18 protein-coding genes are annotated in these 17796 nt (G+C 65.8%); 16 read left to right on the forward strand and 2 right to left on the reverse strand.

Translation table 11 applies throughout. From position 1 onward, the window contains the following. Positions 1-1110 (forward strand): reverse transcriptase domain-containing protein (locus G3446_RS07265; protein ID WP_164452165.1); only part of this gene is annotated, 1110 nt, incomplete at its 5' end. Positions 1111-1261: 151 nt separating this feature from the next. Here G3446_RS07265 and G3446_RS07270 read toward each other — a convergent pair. Then, the gene (locus tag G3446_RS07270; protein ID WP_164452166.1) at positions 1262-1906 is read right to left on the reverse strand and encodes a bifunctional 4-hydroxy-2-oxoglutarate aldolase/2-dehydro-3-deoxy-phosphogluconate aldolase; all 645 of its coding nucleotides are present in this window, start codon (positions 1904-1906) and stop codon (positions 1262-1264) included. 47 nt (positions 1907-1953) lie between these two features. On the opposite strand from G3446_RS07270, the gene G3446_RS07275 reads away from it, so the two are divergent. The 12 genes from G3446_RS07275 to G3446_RS07330 all read left to right on the forward strand — a co-directional run bounded on the left by G3446_RS07275 (position 1954) and on the right by G3446_RS07330 (position 12261). Next, entirely contained in the window at positions 1954-2199 is a 246-nt protein-coding gene (locus tag G3446_RS07275) for a hypothetical protein (RefSeq protein WP_164452167.1), read from the forward strand. Between the two features lie 57 nt (positions 2200-2256). Then, the gene (gene nifE, locus G3446_RS07280) at positions 2257-3720 is read left to right on the forward strand and encodes a nitrogenase iron-molybdenum cofactor biosynthesis protein NifE (protein WP_164452168.1); all 1464 of its coding nucleotides are present in this window, start codon (positions 2257-2259) and stop codon (positions 3718-3720) included. Then, positions 3713-5110: a nitrogenase iron-molybdenum cofactor biosynthesis protein NifN gene (nifN, locus tag G3446_RS07285; RefSeq protein WP_164452169.1), complete on the forward strand. Its 1398-nt coding sequence runs from the start codon at positions 3713-3715 to the stop codon at positions 5108-5110. Before nifE ends, nifN begins: the two co-directional genes overlap by 8 nt. 237 nt (positions 5111-5347) lie before the next feature. After that, positions 5348-5779 (forward strand): NifB/NifX family molybdenum-iron cluster-binding protein, encoded by a 432-nt coding sequence (locus G3446_RS07290; RefSeq protein WP_245232363.1) that lies wholly within the window; start codon positions 5348-5350, stop codon positions 5777-5779. Next, a complete protein-coding gene (locus G3446_RS07295; RefSeq protein ID WP_164452171.1) occupies positions 5767-6264 on the forward strand; it encodes a SoxR reducing system RseC family protein in 498 nt (165 codons plus the stop codon). The genes G3446_RS07290 and G3446_RS07295 overlap by 13 nt, the downstream gene beginning before the upstream one ends. Before the next feature lie 109 nt (positions 6265-6373). After that, positions 6374-6847, forward strand: a complete 474-nt coding sequence (locus G3446_RS07300; protein ID WP_164452172.1) for a NifX-associated nitrogen fixation protein — start codon at positions 6374-6376, stop codon at positions 6845-6847. Between the two features lie 129 nt (positions 6848-6976). Beyond that, complete coding sequence (locus G3446_RS07305; protein ID WP_164452173.1) at positions 6977-7195, forward strand: CCE_0567 family metalloprotein; 219 nt, start codon at positions 6977-6979, stop codon at positions 7193-7195. Between the two features lie 213 nt (positions 7196-7408). Further along, on the forward strand, positions 7409-7717 hold the full coding sequence (fdxB, locus tag G3446_RS07310) for a ferredoxin III, nif-specific (RefSeq protein ID WP_164452174.1): 309 nt from the start codon (positions 7409-7411) through the stop codon (positions 7715-7717). A 186-nt stretch (positions 7718-7903) separates the two neighbouring features. Then, a complete protein-coding gene (lnt, locus tag G3446_RS07315; protein ID WP_164452175.1) occupies positions 7904-9418 on the forward strand; it encodes an apolipoprotein N-acyltransferase in 1515 nt (504 codons plus the stop codon). A 101-nt stretch (positions 9419-9519) separates the two neighbouring features. Next, positions 9520-10035, forward strand: a complete 516-nt coding sequence (locus tag G3446_RS07320; protein ID WP_164452176.1) for a hypothetical protein — start codon at positions 9520-9522, stop codon at positions 10033-10035. A 175-nt stretch (positions 10036-10210) separates the two neighbouring features. After that, positions 10211-11575: a UDP-N-acetylmuramate:L-alanyl-gamma-D-glutamyl-meso-diaminopimelate ligase gene (gene mpl, locus G3446_RS07325; protein WP_164452177.1), complete on the forward strand. Its 1365-nt coding sequence runs from the start codon at positions 10211-10213 to the stop codon at positions 11573-11575. Positions 11576-11634: 59 nt separating this feature from the next. Further along, positions 11635-12261 (forward strand): flavin prenyltransferase UbiX, encoded by a 627-nt coding sequence (locus tag G3446_RS07330; RefSeq protein ID WP_164452178.1) that lies wholly within the window; start codon positions 11635-11637, stop codon positions 12259-12261. Between the two features lie 327 nt (positions 12262-12588). On the opposite strand, the gene G3446_RS07335 is transcribed toward G3446_RS07330, so the two are convergent. Further along, on the reverse strand, positions 12589-12828 hold the full coding sequence (locus G3446_RS07335; RefSeq protein WP_164452179.1) for a DUF2934 domain-containing protein: 240 nt from the start codon (positions 12826-12828) through the stop codon (positions 12589-12591). A gap of 215 nt (positions 12829-13043) precedes the next feature. Between G3446_RS07335 and G3446_RS07340 the strand changes: the two genes are divergently transcribed. From G3446_RS07340 to G3446_RS07350, 3 genes are all read left to right on the forward strand, one after another. Beyond that, positions 13044-13595, forward strand: a complete 552-nt coding sequence (locus G3446_RS07340; RefSeq protein ID WP_164452180.1) for a DUF2760 domain-containing protein — start codon at positions 13044-13046, stop codon at positions 13593-13595. Further along, a complete protein-coding gene (locus tag G3446_RS07345) occupies positions 13592-15436 on the forward strand; it encodes an Hsp70 family protein (RefSeq protein ID WP_164452181.1) in 1845 nt (614 codons plus the stop codon). The genes G3446_RS07340 and G3446_RS07345 overlap by 4 nt, the downstream gene beginning before the upstream one ends. Positions 15437-15592: 156 nt before the next feature. Next, positions 15593-17707, forward strand: coding sequence for a glycogen synthase (locus G3446_RS07350; RefSeq protein ID WP_164452182.1), 2115 nt, complete (start codon positions 15593-15595; stop codon positions 17705-17707). Positions 17708-17796: the final 89 nt, after the last annotated feature.

A 17796-nucleotide genomic window follows, 5' to 3' on the forward strand; every position in this document is an offset into this window, starting at 1 on the left:
AAAAAGAACGGAAAACGCCGCCCGCTCGGCATCCCGGTGCAAGCCGACAGAGCTGAGCAGGCGTTGGAGCTGCTGGCGCTCGATCCGGTGTCGGAGACCCTGGCGGATGCCTGTTCCTACGGGTTCCGCAAGGAGCGTGGAGCGCAGGATGCCATCGCCGGGTGCTTTCTGGCCCTGTGCCGACGCCGCAGCGCGGAATGGATTCTAGAGGGGGATATTCGGGCCTGCTTCGACGAGCTGTCACATCCGTGGCTACTCGGGCAGATCCCGACCGATCAAGGAAAATTGCGGGGCTGGCTCAACGCCGGATTCATGGAGCGCGGGATGTTTCATCCGACGATGGCGGGAACACCCCAAGGGGGCATCCTGTCCCCGACGGCGGCCAATATGGCGCTGGATGGATTGGAGGCGCGTCTCAAGGCGCGCTTCCGAGGACATCACAAGGTCAATCTGGTCCGCTACGCGGATGACTTCATCATCACCGGAGCGTCATCGGCGCTACTGGCTGAGGAGGTCAAACCCCTAGTGCAGCAGTTCCTCAAGGAGCGAGGCTTGGCGTTGTCCGAGGCGAAGACCCACATCGTGCACATCGATGCGGGGTTCGATTTCCTCGGCTTCAACCTGCGCAAGTATCACGGAAAACTGCTCATCAAGCCGGCAAAATCCAGTATCGCAGCGGTTAAGGAGAAGGCTCGGGGCATTCTGAAGACAGGCTCAAACCTGACCCAAGACGCCCTGATCCGACGTCTCAACCCGATCATTCGGGGCTGGGGCAACTACTACCGCCATGTCGTGAGCAAGGAGATTTTCGGCGACATCGACCATGCGATCTGGAGCATGACATGGACCTGGGCCAGACGACGCCATCCCCAGAAAGGCCGAAAGTGGGTCAAGGACCGCTACTATACCCACAGGGACGGCCGCGACTGGGTGTTCACGGACGGATCGATCACGCTCTTTCGGATGGCGAGCATTCCGATCCGCCGCCATGTGAAGATCCGCGGCGACGCCAACCCCTACGACCCGCAGCAGGCCGGCTACTTTGCCGCGCGCCGAGCGCGTCGTGGAAACAGGCCACCCGTGCGTATTCCCGAATGGCTCGCTCCGTGACGCGTCCTAGCCATAACCCCGTTGATCGCCGGGTGCTTCACGGCGCCTTTTCAAGGCTTGAGCCGTGTGCGGTGAAAGTCGCTTGCACGGTTCTTAGGGGGCGGGGTGGCCGTAAGGTCATCCTGCTACCCGACGGAGCACTTGGGCCGCACTATTCTCCCTTGGTATCAGCCGCCGTGCGGTATGCTCCGATCAGATCGCGAAGCGCCTCCCCTACCCGCTGGTAGTCACCGCTTTCCAGCCACTCGCGCCTGAAGATGCTGCCACCGAAGGAGGCGGCGGATGCGCCGTTGGCGAAGAAGGTGCCGAGGGTCTCGGGATTGACGCCGCCGCAGGCCATGAGGGGGATGTCGCTGAACGGCCCTCGGATGTCTTTGAAGTAGGCGGGGCCGAAGAGGTTTGCGGGGAAGACCTTGACCATGGTCGCCCCGGCAGTGTGGGCGTTGTGGATCTCCTGCGGGGTGAGCGCGCCGGGGAAGACTGGAATGCCCTCCTCGACGCAACGGCGGACGACGGGCTCGACCAAGGTCGGCATCACGATGAAGGAGGCGCCTGCGGCGAGCGCGGCGGAGAGGTCTTGCTCGGAGAGCACGGTGCCGGCCCCAACGGTGAGGCGGCCCTGCGCGCAATCGATGAGCCGGCGGATGAGATCGGGGGCGCCGGCCGTGTTCATGGTGATCTCGAGCGTCCCGAGACCGGCGGCGATAACCGTTTCGGCAAGGGGCACGATGTCTTCGGGGCGCACGCCCCGGAGGATTCCCATGAGGGGGAGCTTTGAGAAGGTTTCCAGCTTCATTTCAGTCTCCCAATGTCTGTCTCGCGAGCATGATCTGTCTCGCGAGCATGATGATTGCCGATAGTCGTACGCCCCTGGGAGTGTTGACCTCCAGGTCAACACCTGTCGGCCTGGAGGCCGACACTCCCGGCGCCGCCTCCGACGATGAGATCGTCACCATAGGCGACGGGACGCACCGCGACTACCGTCCGACACCAGCAGGCACGCCCTTGTCGCACTTGCTTCAAAGCCAGCGATTGTCGGGAACCCTACAGGCCTTCAAGAGCCGTTTCTTCAGCAAAAACAAATATTAGAGAAATGGCATAAGCTCTGCATGCTCGCTCCTGAAACGACTCTGCCAGGAGCCTTGCATGAAGCAGAAAGACATCTCCGCCCTGCTCGACGAGCCTGCCTGCGCGCACAATAGCAAGGGCAAGTCCGGCTGCGCCAAGCCGAAGCCCGGCGCGACTGCCGGCGGCTGCGCCTTCGACGGGGCACAGATCGCGCTGCTGCCGATCGGGGATGTCGCCCATATCGTGCATGGCTCCATCGCCTGCGCCGGGAACTCCTGGGACAACCGCGGCACGCGCTCGACCGGCCCGACCCTCTACAAGATCGGCATGACGACGGACCTCACCGAGCAGGACGTCATCATGGGCCGTGGCGAGAAGCGCCTCTTCCATTCGATCAAGCAGGCGATCGACAGCTACGCGCCGGCCGCCGTCTTCGTCTACAACACCTGTGTGCCCGCCCTCACGGGCGACGACGTCGAGGCCGTCTGCCGCGAGGCCGAGAAGCGCTGGGGCACGCCAGTCGTCCCGGTCGACGCCGCCGGCTTCTATGGCACCAAGAACCTGGGCAACCGCATCGCCGGCGAGTCCATGGTCAAGTACGTCTGCGGCGGCCGCGAGCCGGACCCCGTCCCAGAAGGCATCGAGCGAGACGGCTTCAAGGTCCATGACATCTGCCTGGTCGGCGAGTACAACATCGCCGGCGAGCTGTGGCGCGTCATGCCGCTGTTCGACGAGCTGGGGCTGCGCGTGCTCTGCACCCTCTCCGGCGACGCCCGCTTCCGCGAGGCGCAGACCATGCACCGCTCGGAGGTCAACATGATGGTCTGCTCCAAGGCCATGGTGAACGTCGCGCGCAAGCTCAAGGACGCCTTCGGCACGCCCTGGTTCGAGGGCAGCTTCTACGGGGTGCAGGACGTCTCCCAGGCCCTGCGCGACTTCGCCCGCATCATCGACGACTCCGACCTGACCGCCCGCACCGAGGCCCTCATCGCCCGCGAAGAGGCCCGCATAGACGCGGCACTGGAGCCCTGGCGTCAGCGCCTGCAGGGGCGCAAGGTCCTGCTCTACACCGGGGGTGTGAAGTCCTGGTCCGTCATCTCGGCGCTCCAGGACCTCGGCATGACCGTGGTCGCGACAGGCACGCGCAAGTCGACCGAAGAGGACAAGGCACGCATCCGCGAGCTCATGGGCGAGGACGCCGTGATGCTCGACGAGGGCAACCCGCGCACCCTGATCGACATCGTCCGCAAGAACGATGTCGACATCCTCATCGCCGGCGGCCGCAACATGTACACCGCCCTCAAGGCGCGCATCCCCTTCCTGGATATCAACCAGGAGCGCGAGTTCGGCTATGCCGGCTACGACGGCATGCTGGAGCTGGCCAAGCAGCTCTGCCTCACCGCCGAGAGCCCCATCTGGGAGGCCGTGCGGCGCCCCGCCCCCTGGGCGCAAGCCGTCGCTCCCCAGCATGAAGCGCCCCCCATCGCCGCGGCCGAGACCGCTGACGCCGAGCCAGTCGCCGTGGAGGCCAGCCATGCCTGAGATCATCAAACGCAAGAAGGCCCTGTCGGTCAGCCCGCTCAAGGCCAGCTGCACGGTCGGCGCCGCCCTCGCCTTCCTCGGCTTCCGGCGCACCATCCCCATGCTGCATGGCTCGCAGGGCTGCACCGCCTTCGGCAAGATCTTCTTCGTGCGTCACTTCCGCGAGCCCATCCCGCTGCAGACCACGGCCATCGACCAGGTCAGCGCCATCATGGGGACGCAAGACTTCGTGGTCGAAGGGTTGAAGACCATCTGCGAGAAGAACAGCCCGGACATGATCGGCGTGCCCACCACCGGCTTGGTGGAGACCCAGGGCGCGGATGTCGGCATGGCGGTGCGCGTCTTCCGCCAGACCTATCCGCAGTTCGATCACATCCCGGTCATCCCCGTCTCCACGCCCGACTACAGGGGGTCCATGGAGTCGGGCTACGCGGACGCGACCCGCGCCATCATCGAGGCGCTGGTGCCCAAGGCGGACGAGGCCGGCACCCAGCCGGGACGCCGCCGTCGGCAGGTCAACGTCATCGCTGGCTCGCACCTCACGCCGGGCGACCTCGAGCACCTCAAGGACCTCATCGAGGGCTTCGGCCTGCGCCCGGTCGTCATCCCGGACATTTCCGATTCGCTAGACGGCCACCTGCCGGAGACGGACTTCAGCCCGCTCACCATCGGCGGCGCCCTGGTGAGCGAGATGGCCACGCTTGGCGATGCCCTGGCGACCCTGGTCGTCGGCGCCTCCATGAAGGGCGCCGCGGACGCGCTCAAGGCCCGCACCGGCATCCCGGACTACCGCTTCGATCACCTCATGGGCCTGGATGCCGTCGATGGGCTGATCGCCACCCTGGCCGACATCGCCGCCGTCCCGGTGCCGCCCAAGATCGAGCGCCAGCGCGCCCAGCTCCAGGACGCCATGCTCGACTGCCACTTCATGCTCGGCATGTCGCGCATCGCCATCGCCGCCGATCCCGACCTGCTGGTCGGCATGAGTCAGATGCTGGCCGGTGTGGGCGCGGAGACCGTCGCCGCGGTCAGCCCATCGAATGCGCCGTCGCTACAGAACGTCGCCTGCGAGCAGGTGAAGATCGGCGACCTGGAAGACCTGGAGATCGCCGCCCGCGCCGCCAAGGCGGAGGTGCTGATCACCAACTCCCACGGCGTCCACACCGCCGAGCGGCTCGGCATCCCGCTGCTGCGCGCCGGCTTCCCGCAATACGACCGCCTGGGCGGCTTCCAGCGCACCTGGATCGGCTACCAGGGCACCAAGGCCGCACTCTTCGACCTGGCCAACATCCTGCTGACGCTCGAGAAGGGGGAGATCCATCCCTATCGGTCCAAGCTCAAGCAGTGGCCGGCCAAGGAGCGCACCGGGGACGTCAAGCACGCGGCTTAGTGTCTTGAACCGCAAAGACGCGAAGGACGCAAAGGAAGAGAGAGACTTATCGGCGATGTGGTCGTCAACCTCCGGGGGCAAGAGACCAACCCGCTTCGTGCACTTTGCGTCCTTTGCGGTTCGATTGCCCTTTTCCGGACAACGCCAGAATGACACGCGCCGCTCAAGACACCAGGAAGCCCCATGACCGTGGAACGACGACTAAGAATCCTGAGCGGCTGCAGCGAGGAAAACCGCATGGGCACGACAGTCAAGGTCGCCTTCGCGACCTCCGACATGAAGCACGTCGATCAGCATTTCGGGGCCGCCGAGGCCTTCGCCATCTATGCGATCGACCAGGACAGCGCCGATCTCGTCGAGGCCGTTCAATTCGGCCAGCTCGACATGGATGGCAATGAAGACAAGCTCGCCGCCAAGATCGACGCCTTGAGCGACTGCATCGCCGTCTATTGCCAGGCGATCGGCGCCTCCGCCGTCAACCAGCTGCGCCCCAAGGGCATCCAGCCGGTCAAGGTCGCGGCGGGCACGCCCCTGGGCAACGCCATCTGCTCGCTGCAGACCGAGATGCGCGAGGGTCCCAGCGCCTGGCTGGCGCGCGCCATCGAGAGCCAAAACCCACAGCATGCCAGTCGCTTCGACGCGATGGAGGCCGAGGGATGGAGCGAGTAATCGAAGAGACCGCCACGGTCGTCGCCGTCGAGGACGGCTTCGCCTGGGTCGAGGCCGATCGCCGCTCCGCCTGCGGACACTGCGGCAGCGCGGACGCCTGCGGCACGGGCACGCTCGCCAAGCTCTTCCGGCAAGACCGCACACGTCTGCGCATCCATGACCCCATGGGTCTGCACGCCGGCGAGCGCGTCACCATCGCCGTCGAGGGCGGCACCCTGCTGCGCGCCTCCTTCACCGCCTACATGCTGCCCTTGGTCGCCTTGGTCGCCGCCGCGGGTCTTGCAACCGTCCTGCACCTAGAGGAAGGCCCGGTCGCACTCGCCGGACTCGCCGGCCTGGGCGCCGGACTCTGGCTCAGCGGCAGACTGACCGGCGGCACCCAGGGTCGCGACCGCTACCGCCCGACGCTTGTGGGCCGCGCCAGCTTCTCCGCGCCAGTGCCGTTCCAGGCCAGCGTCACGCTGTCCGATGGCGCCAAAACCTGAGCCGATCGGCTCAGGAGAACGGCACAAGCCAACCCTGATCGCTTTGCGCCCTTCGCGCCTTTGCGGTTCAAGAATCAAACCGACATTCAGACACTTCGAGGCATTGACCATGACCGAAACAGCCACGACCGGCATCGAGAACCAAGGACTCATGGAGTCCGCTTTCGTGGTCGAGATGGTCCGCCAGATGCGCGCCATCGATCCCTACGGCCAATACGACTCCATGTCGAACGCCGAGGTTCTCGAGCCCTTCATCCTCACCAAGGAGAAGAAGCGCGAGATCCCCATCATCGGCGACCCCGACGAGATCGTGATCGCGCGGGTCAAGGTCTTCTACAACGCCATCTCGGCCCTGATCGAATCCGAGTGCGGCCTCATGGCGGTGCCCCTGGTCAACCTCACCCATGAAGGCTTCGGACGCGCCCTGATCACCGTGGGCAAGCTGGTCGTCATGGACCGCACCCTGCGCGACGTCCATCGCTTCGGCTTCCCCAGCCTCTCCAAGATGAAGGACGAGGGCGACAAGGTCCTCTCGGTCGCCCTGGAGCTGATCGGCAATCACCCGAAGGTCGCCGGACTCTGATCGCCCCATAGACAGCGGCTCGTAGGGTGGACTGCGCTGCGCTTGTCCACCCTACGAACGAATCGAAGGGGCGCGTGTGGCCCACCACCGCGCCCGATGCAAACCCAGATGATTTCGCAGGAGCCAGCCATGACACCAGAAGAGCTCAAGGCACTCGAAAAGGCCGTGAAGAAGGCCAAGCGCATCGCATCGGAAAAGGCCAGCGAGCTGCACGACCTGGTCGAAGACCGCCTGCCCGCGGCCTATGAGGAGATCCCTGAGATCGCCCAAGCCACCTACGATGCCTGCAAGGCATGGGAAGAGGCGACGGCACAGCTCAAGGCCGCCGAGGCATCGGCAACCGCCTGACACGGCTGCGAATGACGGGTGGACAAGCACAGCGCAATCCACCAGCGGCGGCGGTAGACCTGGTGGACTTCGCTCTCGCTCGTCCACCCTACGACCGGCCACCGGCAGCAGGCTTGAAGCGCATCCCTATAGCAGGCTCGGTCGCAAGACCGAGGCATTCGGGGGCCCTGCCCCATCAACATCGAACTAGTCAGCAGGACTCGGAGAACAGAGATGTCTGTCATCACAGGACTCACCCGCGGCGGCGTCGAGTGGACGCCCGCCTTCATCGTCGCCCTCGACCAGGGCAAGTGCATCGGCTGCGGCCGTTGCTACAAGGTCTGCCCGCGCAGCGTCTTCGAGCTCATCGACCGCGATGACCTCGACCTAGACGACGACGATCTGGACGACGACGATTTCGACGAAGCACCTGGGATGGTGATGAACCTCGCCGACACCATGGACTGCATCGGCTGCGAGGCCTGCTCGCGCGTCTGCCCCAAGGGCTGCCTGTCGCACGAGCCCGGCTCGATGGCCGCCTGACAGGGCCCTCGGCGGTGACGGAGCGCCTTCACGCGCTCCGCCCCGCTCCTACCCTAGGATCCCGCCGGCGGTTCGCACCGAATCGCAGTCGACCTTATATCGAGGTCTCCGTTTCTTCATTTGACCCCTTCCCGCCCTGCTGTTAGAACCGGCGCCGTCCCTATGCCTGCGTAGCCGGTCCGACCTATGCTTTCCTCCCCCCCGCACCTTCCGCTGTTCATCTTCGGCCTCGTTGCGCTCGGCAGCGGCGCACTCAGCGTTCTGGGATTCGCACCCTTTTCGCTCTTCGCGATCCCAGTGCTCGCTCTAGCCGCCTTCTACGACTCCCTGACTAGAGCGACTCTGAGCCGAGCCTTCTGGCATGGCTGGCTGTTCGGCTTGGGGCTGCTCGGCTTCGGTGTCTTCTGGATCCGCATCAGCCTGAACGAATTCGGCAACATGGATGCCTGGGTCGCCCACTTGGCGACGGCGCTCTTCATCTCCGGCATGGCCCTCTACTATGGGCTCGCGGGCTGGCTGGTGCGACGGCTCGACCCTGGCCCGCCCTGGGTGGCGCCCTTGCTGCTCTTCCCCGGTTTCTATGTCCTCTGCGAATGGCTGCGCGGCTGGCTGCTGACTGGCTTTCCCTGGCTGAATCTCGGCTACACCCAGATCGAGGGGCCCCTCGCCGGATATGCGCCAGTCATTGGCGTGTACGGCATCAGCCTGCTCGTCGTCGTCTCGGCAGGCCTCTTGTGGGGCCTGCTGCGCTGGCCGCTCCGCGCACGCTTGTTGGCCGTCGCGGGCTTGGTCGCGATCTGGGGCGGCGGCGCGGTTCTGAGGGGAGTCGACTGGACGCAGCCCGCGGGGCCTGCCATCAAGGTCAGCGTGCTGCAAGCAAACATCCCGCAGGCGGTCAAGTGGGAGCCTGGCGCGGCGGTCGACATCGCCGAGGCCTATCTCGAGCTCACCAAGGAGGCGTTCGGCGCGGACCTGATCCTATGGCCGGAGACCGCGCTGCCAAGCTTCCTCCATCAGGTCCGCGAGCCGCTGATCGCCCCGCTCGCCGAGCGTGCGCGCGAGGAGGGGACTGAGATCGTGATGGGGATCCCGGTGATGGACCTAGACACCGGGCGCTACTTCAACGGGCTGGTGAGCCTCGGCAGCACCGAGGATCTCTACGCGAAGCGGCACCTGGTGCCCTTCGGCGAGTTCATGCCCTTCAAGGCGTGGCTAGGGCCGCTCGTCGCGCTCTTCGAGGTCCCCATGTCCGACTTCAGCCGCGGCGACAGCGCACGCCCGCTGCTGACCGTGGGACGGCATCGCGTCGGCGCCTCCATTTGCTACGAGGATGCCTTTCCGAACGAGGTGTCGCAGGCCATGCCGGAGGCCGAGTATCTGATCAATGTCAGCAACGACGCCTGGTTCGGCGATTCCCTGGCCCCCCATCAGCATTTGGAGATTTCGCGGATGCGCGCGCTCGAGAACGGGCGCTCTCTGGCGCGGGCAACGAACACCGGCGTCTCGGCGATCATCGATCACAAGGGCGCCCTGATCGCGACGCTGCCCTCCTTCGTGCGCGGCAGCGCGAGCGCCGAGATCGAGCCGAGAACTGGGGCGACCCCTTACGCCATCGTCGGCAATTGGGCGGCGATTGGGATCGCGCTGACGATGATCCTCGCCGGTGCCGGCATCGGCCGCTATCGCCAGGCCCGGGCCTAAGGAGATCTGCGATCCTCAATTACCGCAAATTCCTGGGATTGCGCCTTGCTAGCGACTGCCGGTTATCATTACCGGAAGTTTTCAGCTTCTAGGACGGTGTTGTGCAGGCCCTAATCCGATTTTTCGTCGAGCTTTGTGCCCTTCGCCGCCCCCCGCAAGACTTGCCGGCATCCGATGTCCTGCTGGCGATCACCCTGGTCGCAGACATCATCGTCGGCGTTCTCGTCGGCATCACCGCGGGGCTCTCCGCGCTGACCAGCCTCCTGCAGGGCATCGCGGAGATTCTCATCATGCTGACCGCGCTCTTCGTGGCGCTCAGGCAGCTGCGGATGCGGCCCCGCTTCACCCAGTCCGCGACGGCGCTGCTCGGCAGCGGCGCCCTCCTGGGGCTGATCGCCATCCTGCCGCTCAGCATGAGCCCGACGGGCAGTCAGCAGACGGACCTGGCTGCGCTGGGCGCCTTCCTGCTGCTGGCCCTGGTCATCTGGGGGATCGTGGTCACGGGTCACATTCTGCGCCACACCTTTGGGATCACGCTCGGCCAAGGGTCGGCGATCGCCGTCGCCTTCGAGATCGTCACAGTGACCATCGTGACCTCCATGTTCGGGGGCGCCTGACCGCAGCATGCGAAGACGTCGGCACAAGACGCGCAGCAAGCGCCATCTCAGCCTCAAGAGGCGAGTCCACTGCCTCGGCATCCGTCGCGCGACCGACGCGACAGCGCCTTGAGCGACCAAAGCCTTATCTATTCCGAGCCCTTCCTATTGGGAATCCTCTCTATCGGGTCCTGTCATGCACTTACACATCCTCGGCATTTGCGGCACTTTCATGGGCGGAATCGCACTCTTGGCACGCGCCCTCGGCCACAGGGTCACGGGGTCGGACGCCAATGTCTATCCGCCCATGAGCACCCAGCTCGAGGCCGCCGGCATCGAGCTGATGGAAGGCTATGATCCCGCGCACCTGGAGCCGGCGCCGGACATCGTCGTCGTCGGCAATGCCATGAAGCGCGGAATCCCCGCCGTCGAGGCCATGCTCGACCGCGACCTACGCTATTGCTCTGGACCTGAGTGGCTCAGGGGCAACCTGCTGAGCGATCGTTGGGTGCTGGCGGTGTCGGGGACGCACGGCAAGACGACCACCGCGAGCATGCTCGCCTGGGTGCTGGAAGACGCTGGCTTGGATCCAGGCTTTCTCATCGGCGGGGTGCCTCGAGACTTCGGCCTCTCGGCGCGCCTTGGCTCCGAGCCCTTCTTCGTGGTGGAGGCCGACGAATACGATACGGCCTTCTTCGACAAGCGCTCCAAGTTCGTCCACTACCGCCCGCGCACCCTGATCCTCAACAACCTCGAGTTCGATCACGCCGACATCTTCGAGGATCTGGGACAGATCCAGCGTCAGTTCCATCACCTGATTCGGACCGTCCCAGGCACCGGGCTGATCGTGCACCCGGCCGGCTCGGCCGCGGTGGACCAGGTCATCGCCATGGGCTGCTGGACGCCCCGGGAGACAGTCGGCGAAACGGGCGCGTGGACGGCCCAGCTCATCGAGCCCGACGGCTCCCACTTCCGCATCCTGCTCAACGGCGAGGAGGTCGGCGTCGTCCAGTGGGCCCATACCGGCCAGCACAACGTCAGCAACGCCATCGCCACTGTCGTCGCGGCCCGCCACGCCGGCGTCCCGATCGCTGCGAGCACGGATGCCCTGAGCCGTTTCCAAGGCGTGAAACGGCGCATGGAGCTGCGCGGTGAGGTCAACGGCATCCGCATCTTCGACGACTTCGCCCATCACCCGACGGCGATCGCCACGACACTCGAGGGTCTGCGGCATCGTGTCGGCCAGGCGCGGATCCTGGCGGTCCTGGAGCCACGCTCGAACACCATGCGGCTCGGCGTCCACAATGCCGAGCTGGCCGCATCGCTCAGGCTTGCCGACCAGATCCACGTCTATGCACCCAAGGATCTCGGCTGGGACGCGACGGCCGTCTTCGCGGGCTTCGGCGACCGCGCAGCTGTGCATGATGCCATTGAGGCGATCGTGGAAGATGTGGCCGCGGCAAGCCGCGCCGGCGACCAGATCCTGGTGATGAGCAACGGCAGCTTCGGCGGCATTCATGACAAGCTGCTCAGCGCGCTGCGTGCCCGACATGCAGGATGAGCGGGCATCAGCGCGCCAGGACGGCGCCCAAGTCAGGCCCGACCGGACCTTGACCATCCATGCCCACTGACGCAGCCGCCTGGCCCAAGACGGTCACCGTCGCCATCACAGGCGCATCCGGCTCCGCCTATGGGCTGCGGCTGGTGGAGTGCTTGATTGCAGCCGGGGCTCGGGTCTATCTGCTCGTCTCCCAGGCGGCCCAGGTCGTGCTCCGCATGGAAGCCGGTATCGAGGCGCCGGCTCAGCCGACGGAGGCGGAGCGCTTCTTCGCCACGCGCTTCGGAGCCGCCGAGGGCCAGCTGCGCGTCTTCGGGCGCCAGCAATGGGCCGCCCCGGTCGCGAGCGGCAGCAATCCCGCCGAGGCCATGGTCATCTGCCCCTGCACGACCGGCACCGTCGGCCGCATCGCGGCAGGGCTCTCAAGCACGCTCATCGAGCGTGCCGCGGACGTCGCCCTCAAGGAGCGGCGCCAGCTGATCCTCGTCGTCCGCGAGACGCCCTTCTCGATCATCCATTTGGAGAACATGCTGCGCCTGGCACGGAGCGGCGCGGTCATCATGCCTGCCAGCCCCGGCTTCTACGACAAACCAGCCCAGGTGTCGGATATCGTCGACTTCATGGTGGCGCGCGTACTGGATCACCTCGGGGTCCAGCATCGGCTCGTGGAGCGCTGGGGGGACGGCTAGCCCGGGCGTCGTCGGCCGCAGTGCCATCGAGCCGGCAGCCCGCCAACGGCTCGAATCATGGATGCCGAGAAAACGCCTTCGTCGCAAGAACGAGCGAGGGCCGATCAAGATGATTGGTAGAAACGATGGCCGCGCCTTTGGTTTCGAAACCGGCGGGGTTGACAGCTTCAGAGCTTCATAAGAAACTGTTGATGTACTGAAGCACTTCGCTTCAGTGCACTCCTCCATCCTCCTTTGGTGGTATTTATTCAAGCGCGACTCTTGTCGCGCTTTTTTTTGCCCGGCCGTTTTTTGAGGATCCCGCGAACGCCAAAGGCGGGCGCCGGCCTAGTCCGTGTCGGACAGCACGAGGGCGTTGCGAATGAGGCGCCGACCGGCCTCGAGCGCTGTCGTCCGCGACAGCAAATGGTCGGCAATCATGGCGTCGATCGTCGCCTCCGCCTCCAGCCAATCCTTGTCGGCGCCTCCAGGCGCGAATCCGCGCTGCTCGGCGAGATAGTAGGCAGCGATGGCGATCATGTCGTGCCGCTGTTGGGGGGTTGGCTGGTCGTGGATCTCGGCGGTCATGGCAGAGGCAATTTCAGAGCTGAGCGGGTGGGAGCATCTCCCGTCGACGAAGGCATTATGTCACGCTCGCCACTCCGCCTTACAATAGCGGCGCCCGCGAGCCGCGCTCGAGAGATTCGCCGTTATCTGGATCTGCGCGCTCGGCGTTGCGAGACTTCCACACCCAGCCGTCAACCATCCCTGCATTCGTCTCCATTACGATGAGGAGCGCTTCCATGTCATCATCGGCGCCGTCCTTTTTTCGGAGGGCCTCCATCGCTTTCACGAGCTTCAAGCGCATCTTCAAGGATCCGCAGCTCGCAAGCTCCGTCGACTCGCTGCTCAAGGCAGGAGCCGCGCCGCACACAGCGCGACCGGCCGCACCTGCCGCTGCGCCGCTCGCAACCGCCGCACCCGACGCCGCCTTGCTGCTGCTCGGACTCTTTCAAAAGGAAGGCCGTTTCGTCGATTTCCTTCAAGAGGACATCAAGGGCTACTCGGACCAAGAAGTCGGCGCCGCGGCCCGTGTCGTCCATCAGGGCTGCAAGCAGGTGATCGCGGACTATCTCGAGATCGCCCCGGTTCGCGATGAGCCTGAGGGCAGCCGCGTGACGCTCCAGCCAGGATTCGACGCGGCCTCGGTACGCCCGACCGGGCATGTGGTCGGAGATCCGCCGTTCACCGGGGCACTGGTGCATCGCGGCTGGCGCGTCGTCGACACCCGCCTGCCGAAGGTGACCAGCGGGCATGATCTCAAGGTCCTGGCCGCCGCGGAGGTAGAGCTGTGAGCGCTGCCCGTTTCGCCGTCGGCATCGACCTGGGCACCACGCACTGCGCCCTCTCCTTCGTCGAGTCGGAGAAGTGCGAGGGTGAGGACATCGCCCAGGCCATGCTGCCGATCCCCCAGCTGGTCTCGGCTGGCGCGGTCGAAACGCGCCCCTTGCTGCCATCCTTCCTCTACCTGCCGCATCAGGACGAATTCAAGACCAGTGACCTCGGCCTGCCCTGGGAGAGCAATACCACCCGCATCGGCGGCGAGCTGGCGCGCAAGCAGGGCAGCACGACCCCGATCCGCCTGGTCTCCAGCGCCAAGAGCTGGCTTTGCCACCCGGACGTCGACCGCAAGGCCCCCATCCTGCCCGCAGGCGCGCCCGAAGAGGTCCCGCAGCTCTCGCCATTCGAGGCGAGCATTGATTACCTGGCTCACCTGCGCAACGCCTGGAACGGGGTGCATCCCTATGATCCGCTGGCCCGTCAGGAGGTCACGGTGACTGTGCCCGCGTCCTTCGATCCGGCCGCGCGCGAGCTGACGGCCGAGGCCGCCAAGGCGATCGGCATCGAGCACCTAGTGCTGCTGGAAGAGCCGCAGGCCGCACTCTACAGCTGGGTCAACGACAGTCGCGGAGACTGGCGCAATCAGGTCCGCGTGGGCGACGTCATCCTGGTGGTCGACGTCGGCGGCGGGACCACGGACCTCTCGCTCATCGCTGTCACCGAGAGCGACGGCGCCCTGGAGCTGACCCGCGTGGCCGTGGGCGAGCACATCCTGCTCGGCGGCGACAACATGGACCTGGCGCTCGCCTATGTCCTCAAAGGCAAGCTGGCGAAGACGGGTGTCGAGCTGGACCGCTGGCAGCTGCAAGCCCTGACGCACGGCTGCCGCCACGCCAAGGAGACGCTGCTCGCGGATGCCGACCTGGAGAGCGTTCCCGTCGTCGTGCCCAGCCGCGGCTCGCGCCTCATCGGCGGCAGCATCCGCACCGAGCTGACCCGGGAAGAGGTCCAGACCACACTGATCGAGGGCTTCTTCCCGTCCGTCGAGGCCAGCGCGCGACCCACGAGCCGCCCCCGTGGCGCCCTGACCAAGGTTGGCCTGCCCTATGCGCAGGATCCGGGCGTAACCCGTCATCTGGCGGCCTTCCTGGGACGCCAGACGGGCGCGACCCAGGATCTGTCCGGCTTCGCCGACCGGCCCGCGGACGCGCGCTTCCTGAGACCCACGGCAGTGCTCTTCAACGGCGGCGTCTTCAAGGCCCGCATCCTCCAAGACCGTGTCATCCAGGTCATCAACGAATGGCTGGCGGCCGATGATGCGCCCGCCGCCAGATTGCTCGAGGCTCAGGATCTGGACCTGGCGGTCTCCAAGGGGGCCGCCTTCTATGCCCATGTCCGCCGTCACGGCGGCGTGCGCATCCGCGGCGGCACCTCCCACACCTATTACGTGGGCGTCGAGAGCGCCATGCCCGCCGTCCCCGGCATGGAGCCGGAGCTGCAGGCGCTCTGCCTGGTCCCCTTCGGCCTGGAGGAGGGCTCGGAGCCGGTCGCGCCGCCGCAGGAGTTCGGCCTGGTCGTGGGCGAGCCCGTGCGCTTCCGCTTCTTCAGCTCCAGCGTGCGGCGCGAGGATCACGTCGGCGAGCTGCTGGAAGAATGGGCGGAGGACGAGCTTGAAGAGCTCGACGAGATCCAGACCACGCTGAGCGGAAAGAGCCGCAAGCCCGGCGAGGTCGTGGCCGTGCGCCTGCAGGCCGCCGTCACCGAGGTCGGCACGCTCGAGCTGACCGCATTCCCGGTGGACGGCGGCGATGAGCATTGGAACGTCGCCTTCAACACCAGGGGCATGCACGACTAGGGCCGCCGAGCGCCAGCCCCCTGACCCGACGGGGCTGGCGTCTCCGCCATAAAGGCAGCGATCACGCAGCACGCAGACCCCCGAGGCCCTTCGTGGCAGAATGGGGCTGTGAGCCATGGCCCTTACTGACACCTCAGCGCTGTAGGACATCTGCGAATGGCGAAAAAGCCGACTGGATCCAAAGAGTCAACGCCGACAACCAAGCGGGCCACGAAGGCCGCCGAGCCCGGAGAAGGCATCCCCGCATCGACCTCGAAGCCCAAGACCAGGGTGGTTGGCAAGGGGACGCGGCGGCCACCGGCCTCGCCCCCAAAAGCATCGGCGGGAAAGGGTACGACGGTCAAGAAGAAGGCCCGCACGGCGCAGAGCGCGGAATCCAGGGCGGCCAAGCCCACGCCAACCCCCACTCTCGAGCCTGCACCAGAGCCTTCGTCATCGGTACCGCATGAGTCAGTGCCTCTCGCGGAGGCAGCCTTATCCGTCCCCGCAGATCGCCAGACCGAGCCTCCGGAGCCAAGCGAGCAACTGGAGCAGGTCGCCGAAACGCCGCGCGCCGAGGCACCGAGCGAGTCCACAGCCAGCATGATGGAGGCAGCTCCAGAGGAGCCGGCGGCACAGGAAGCCCAGGTAGCAGAGGCTCAGGAGCTGGCCCCGCCGTCAGAGTCCGCCCCGCCGCCAGAGCCAGAGCCAGAGCCAGAGCCAGAGCCAGAGCCAGAGCCAGAGCCAGAGCCAGAGCCAGAGCCAGAGCCAGAAATCGTACACGAGCCACCGCCGCCACAGGCACCCGCTCGCCCCAGCCTCTTCATCGTCCACATCACGCCCGAGCTGGCGACCGTGGCCAAGGTAGGAGGGCTGGCGGACGTGGTCTTCGGGCTATCGCGCGAGCTGGCGATCCGCGGCAACCATGTCGAGATCATCCTCCCCAAGTACGCCTCGCTGCGCTACGAGAACATCTACGAGCTGCATGAGGTCTACAAGGATCTCTGGGTGCCCTGGTACGAGGGCGCCGTCCATTGCACCGTGCTCTTCGGCTTTGTGCATGGGCGCAAGTGCTTCTTCATCGAGCCCCACTCCCAGGACAATTTCTTCGACCGACCCAACATCTACGGCTTCCGTGACGACATCCTCAGGTACGCCTTCTTCTCGCGGGCGGCCATCGAGTTCTTGTGGAAGGCGGGCAAGCAGCCTGACATCATCCACTGTCACGACTGGCAGACGGCGCTGGTACCGGTCTTCCTCTACGAGATCTACCAGAGCCTGGGCATGACGCATCCGCGCGCCTGCCTCACCATCCACAACTTCGCGCACCAGGGCGTCGCGGGCGGTGAGCTGCTGCGCGCGACCGGGCTGAATCACCCGGAGCGCTACTTCGCCCACGAGCGCCTCGGCGATCAGCGCTACCCGCAGGCGCTCAACCTGCTCAAGGGCGGCATCGTCTACTCCAACTTCATCACCACGGTATCGCCGCGCTACGCCTTCGAGACCAAGGACCAGGGTCAAGGCTTCGGCCTGGAGCCGACGCTGCACACGCATCAGGTCAAGTATGGCGGCGTGGTCAATGGGGTCGATTACGACGTCTGGAACCCGGAGATCGACCACCACATCCCCGTCCGATACGGCGTCGACTCCATCGACCGCAAGTACGACAACAAGCGCGCGCTGCGCCACCGTCTGATGCTGGCCGACAACGAGAAGGCCATGGTTGCCTTCATCGGCCGGCTCGACCCGCAAAAGGGCCTGGATCTGGTGCGACACGCGATCTTCTACACCCTGGAGCGCGGTGCTCAATTCGTGCTGCTGGGCTCGAGTCCCGACGAGGGCATCAATGCCGACTTCTGGGGCCTGAAGCACATGCTCAACGACAGCCCCGACTGTCATCTCGAGATCGGCTTCGACGAGGATCTCTCCCACCTCATCTACGCCGGCGCCGACATGATGCTGGTGCCGAGCCAGTTCGAGCCTTGCGGACTCACCCAGCTGATCTCGCTGCGCTATGGCACCATCCCCGTGGTGCGCGCGGTCGGCGGACTGGCGGACACAGTGCTCGACAAGGACCACTCCTTGCGCCCCCTCGACGAGCGCAACGGCTATGTCTTCAACGACTATGACAACGCCGGCCTGGAGTCCGCGCTCGGACGCGCCATCGACTGCTATCACGACTTCCCCGAGCACTTCCGCGATCTGATCCGCAACGCCATGCGCTCGGACTTCTCTTGGAATCGACCGGGCCAGGATTATTTGAATATCTACGACTACATCCGAAACGCTTGACCCACCTCAGGCTCAGACCTGGGCCGCGCTGCGCTCGCGTCTCCCGGGCATTTCGATGACAGCCAGTAGGCCGACCTCGAGAGGTCGCG

It is taken from the genome of Thiorhodococcus minor, assembly GCF_010820565.1.
GTDB lineage: Bacteria > Pseudomonadota > Gammaproteobacteria > Chromatiales > Chromatiaceae > Thiorhodococcus > Thiorhodococcus minor.

Coding starts and splice junctions, on each gene's coding strand:
- G3446_RS07270 (WP_164452166.1), bottom strand. CDS start 1,906: ATGAAGCTGGAAACCTTCTCAAAGCTCCCCCTCATGGGAATCCTCCGG.
- G3446_RS07275 (WP_164452167.1), top strand. CDS start 1,954: ATGATGATTGCCGATAGTCGTACGCCCCTGGGAGTGTTGACCTCCAGG.
- nifE (WP_164452168.1), top strand. CDS start 2,257: ATGAAGCAGAAAGACATCTCCGCCCTGCTCGACGAGCCTGCCTGCGCG.
- nifN (WP_164452169.1), top strand. CDS start 3,713: ATGCCTGAGATCATCAAACGCAAGAAGGCCCTGTCGGTCAGCCCGCTC.
- G3446_RS07290 (WP_245232363.1), top strand. CDS start 5,348: ATGGGCACGACAGTCAAGGTCGCCTTCGCGACCTCCGACATGAAGCAC.
- G3446_RS07295 (WP_164452171.1), top strand. CDS start 5,767: ATGGAGCGAGTAATCGAAGAGACCGCCACGGTCGTCGCCGTCGAGGAC.
- G3446_RS07300 (WP_164452172.1), top strand. CDS start 6,374: ATGACCGAAACAGCCACGACCGGCATCGAGAACCAAGGACTCATGGAG.
- G3446_RS07305 (WP_164452173.1), top strand. CDS start 6,977: ATGACACCAGAAGAGCTCAAGGCACTCGAAAAGGCCGTGAAGAAGGCC.
- fdxB (WP_164452174.1), top strand. CDS start 7,409: ATGTCTGTCATCACAGGACTCACCCGCGGCGGCGTCGAGTGGACGCCC.
- lnt (WP_164452175.1), top strand. CDS start 7,904: ATGCTTTCCTCCCCCCCGCACCTTCCGCTGTTCATCTTCGGCCTCGTT.
- mpl (WP_164452177.1), top strand. CDS start 10,211: ATGCACTTACACATCCTCGGCATTTGCGGCACTTTCATGGGCGGAATC.
- G3446_RS07330 (WP_164452178.1), top strand. CDS start 11,635: ATGCCCACTGACGCAGCCGCCTGGCCCAAGACGGTCACCGTCGCCATC.
- G3446_RS07335 (WP_164452179.1), bottom strand. CDS start 12,828: ATGACCGCCGAGATCCACGACCAGCCAACCCCCCAACAGCGGCACGAC.
- G3446_RS07340 (WP_164452180.1), top strand. CDS start 13,044: ATGTCATCATCGGCGCCGTCCTTTTTTCGGAGGGCCTCCATCGCTTTC.
- G3446_RS07350 (WP_164452182.1), top strand. CDS start 15,593: ATGGCGAAAAAGCCGACTGGATCCAAAGAGTCAACGCCGACAACCAAG.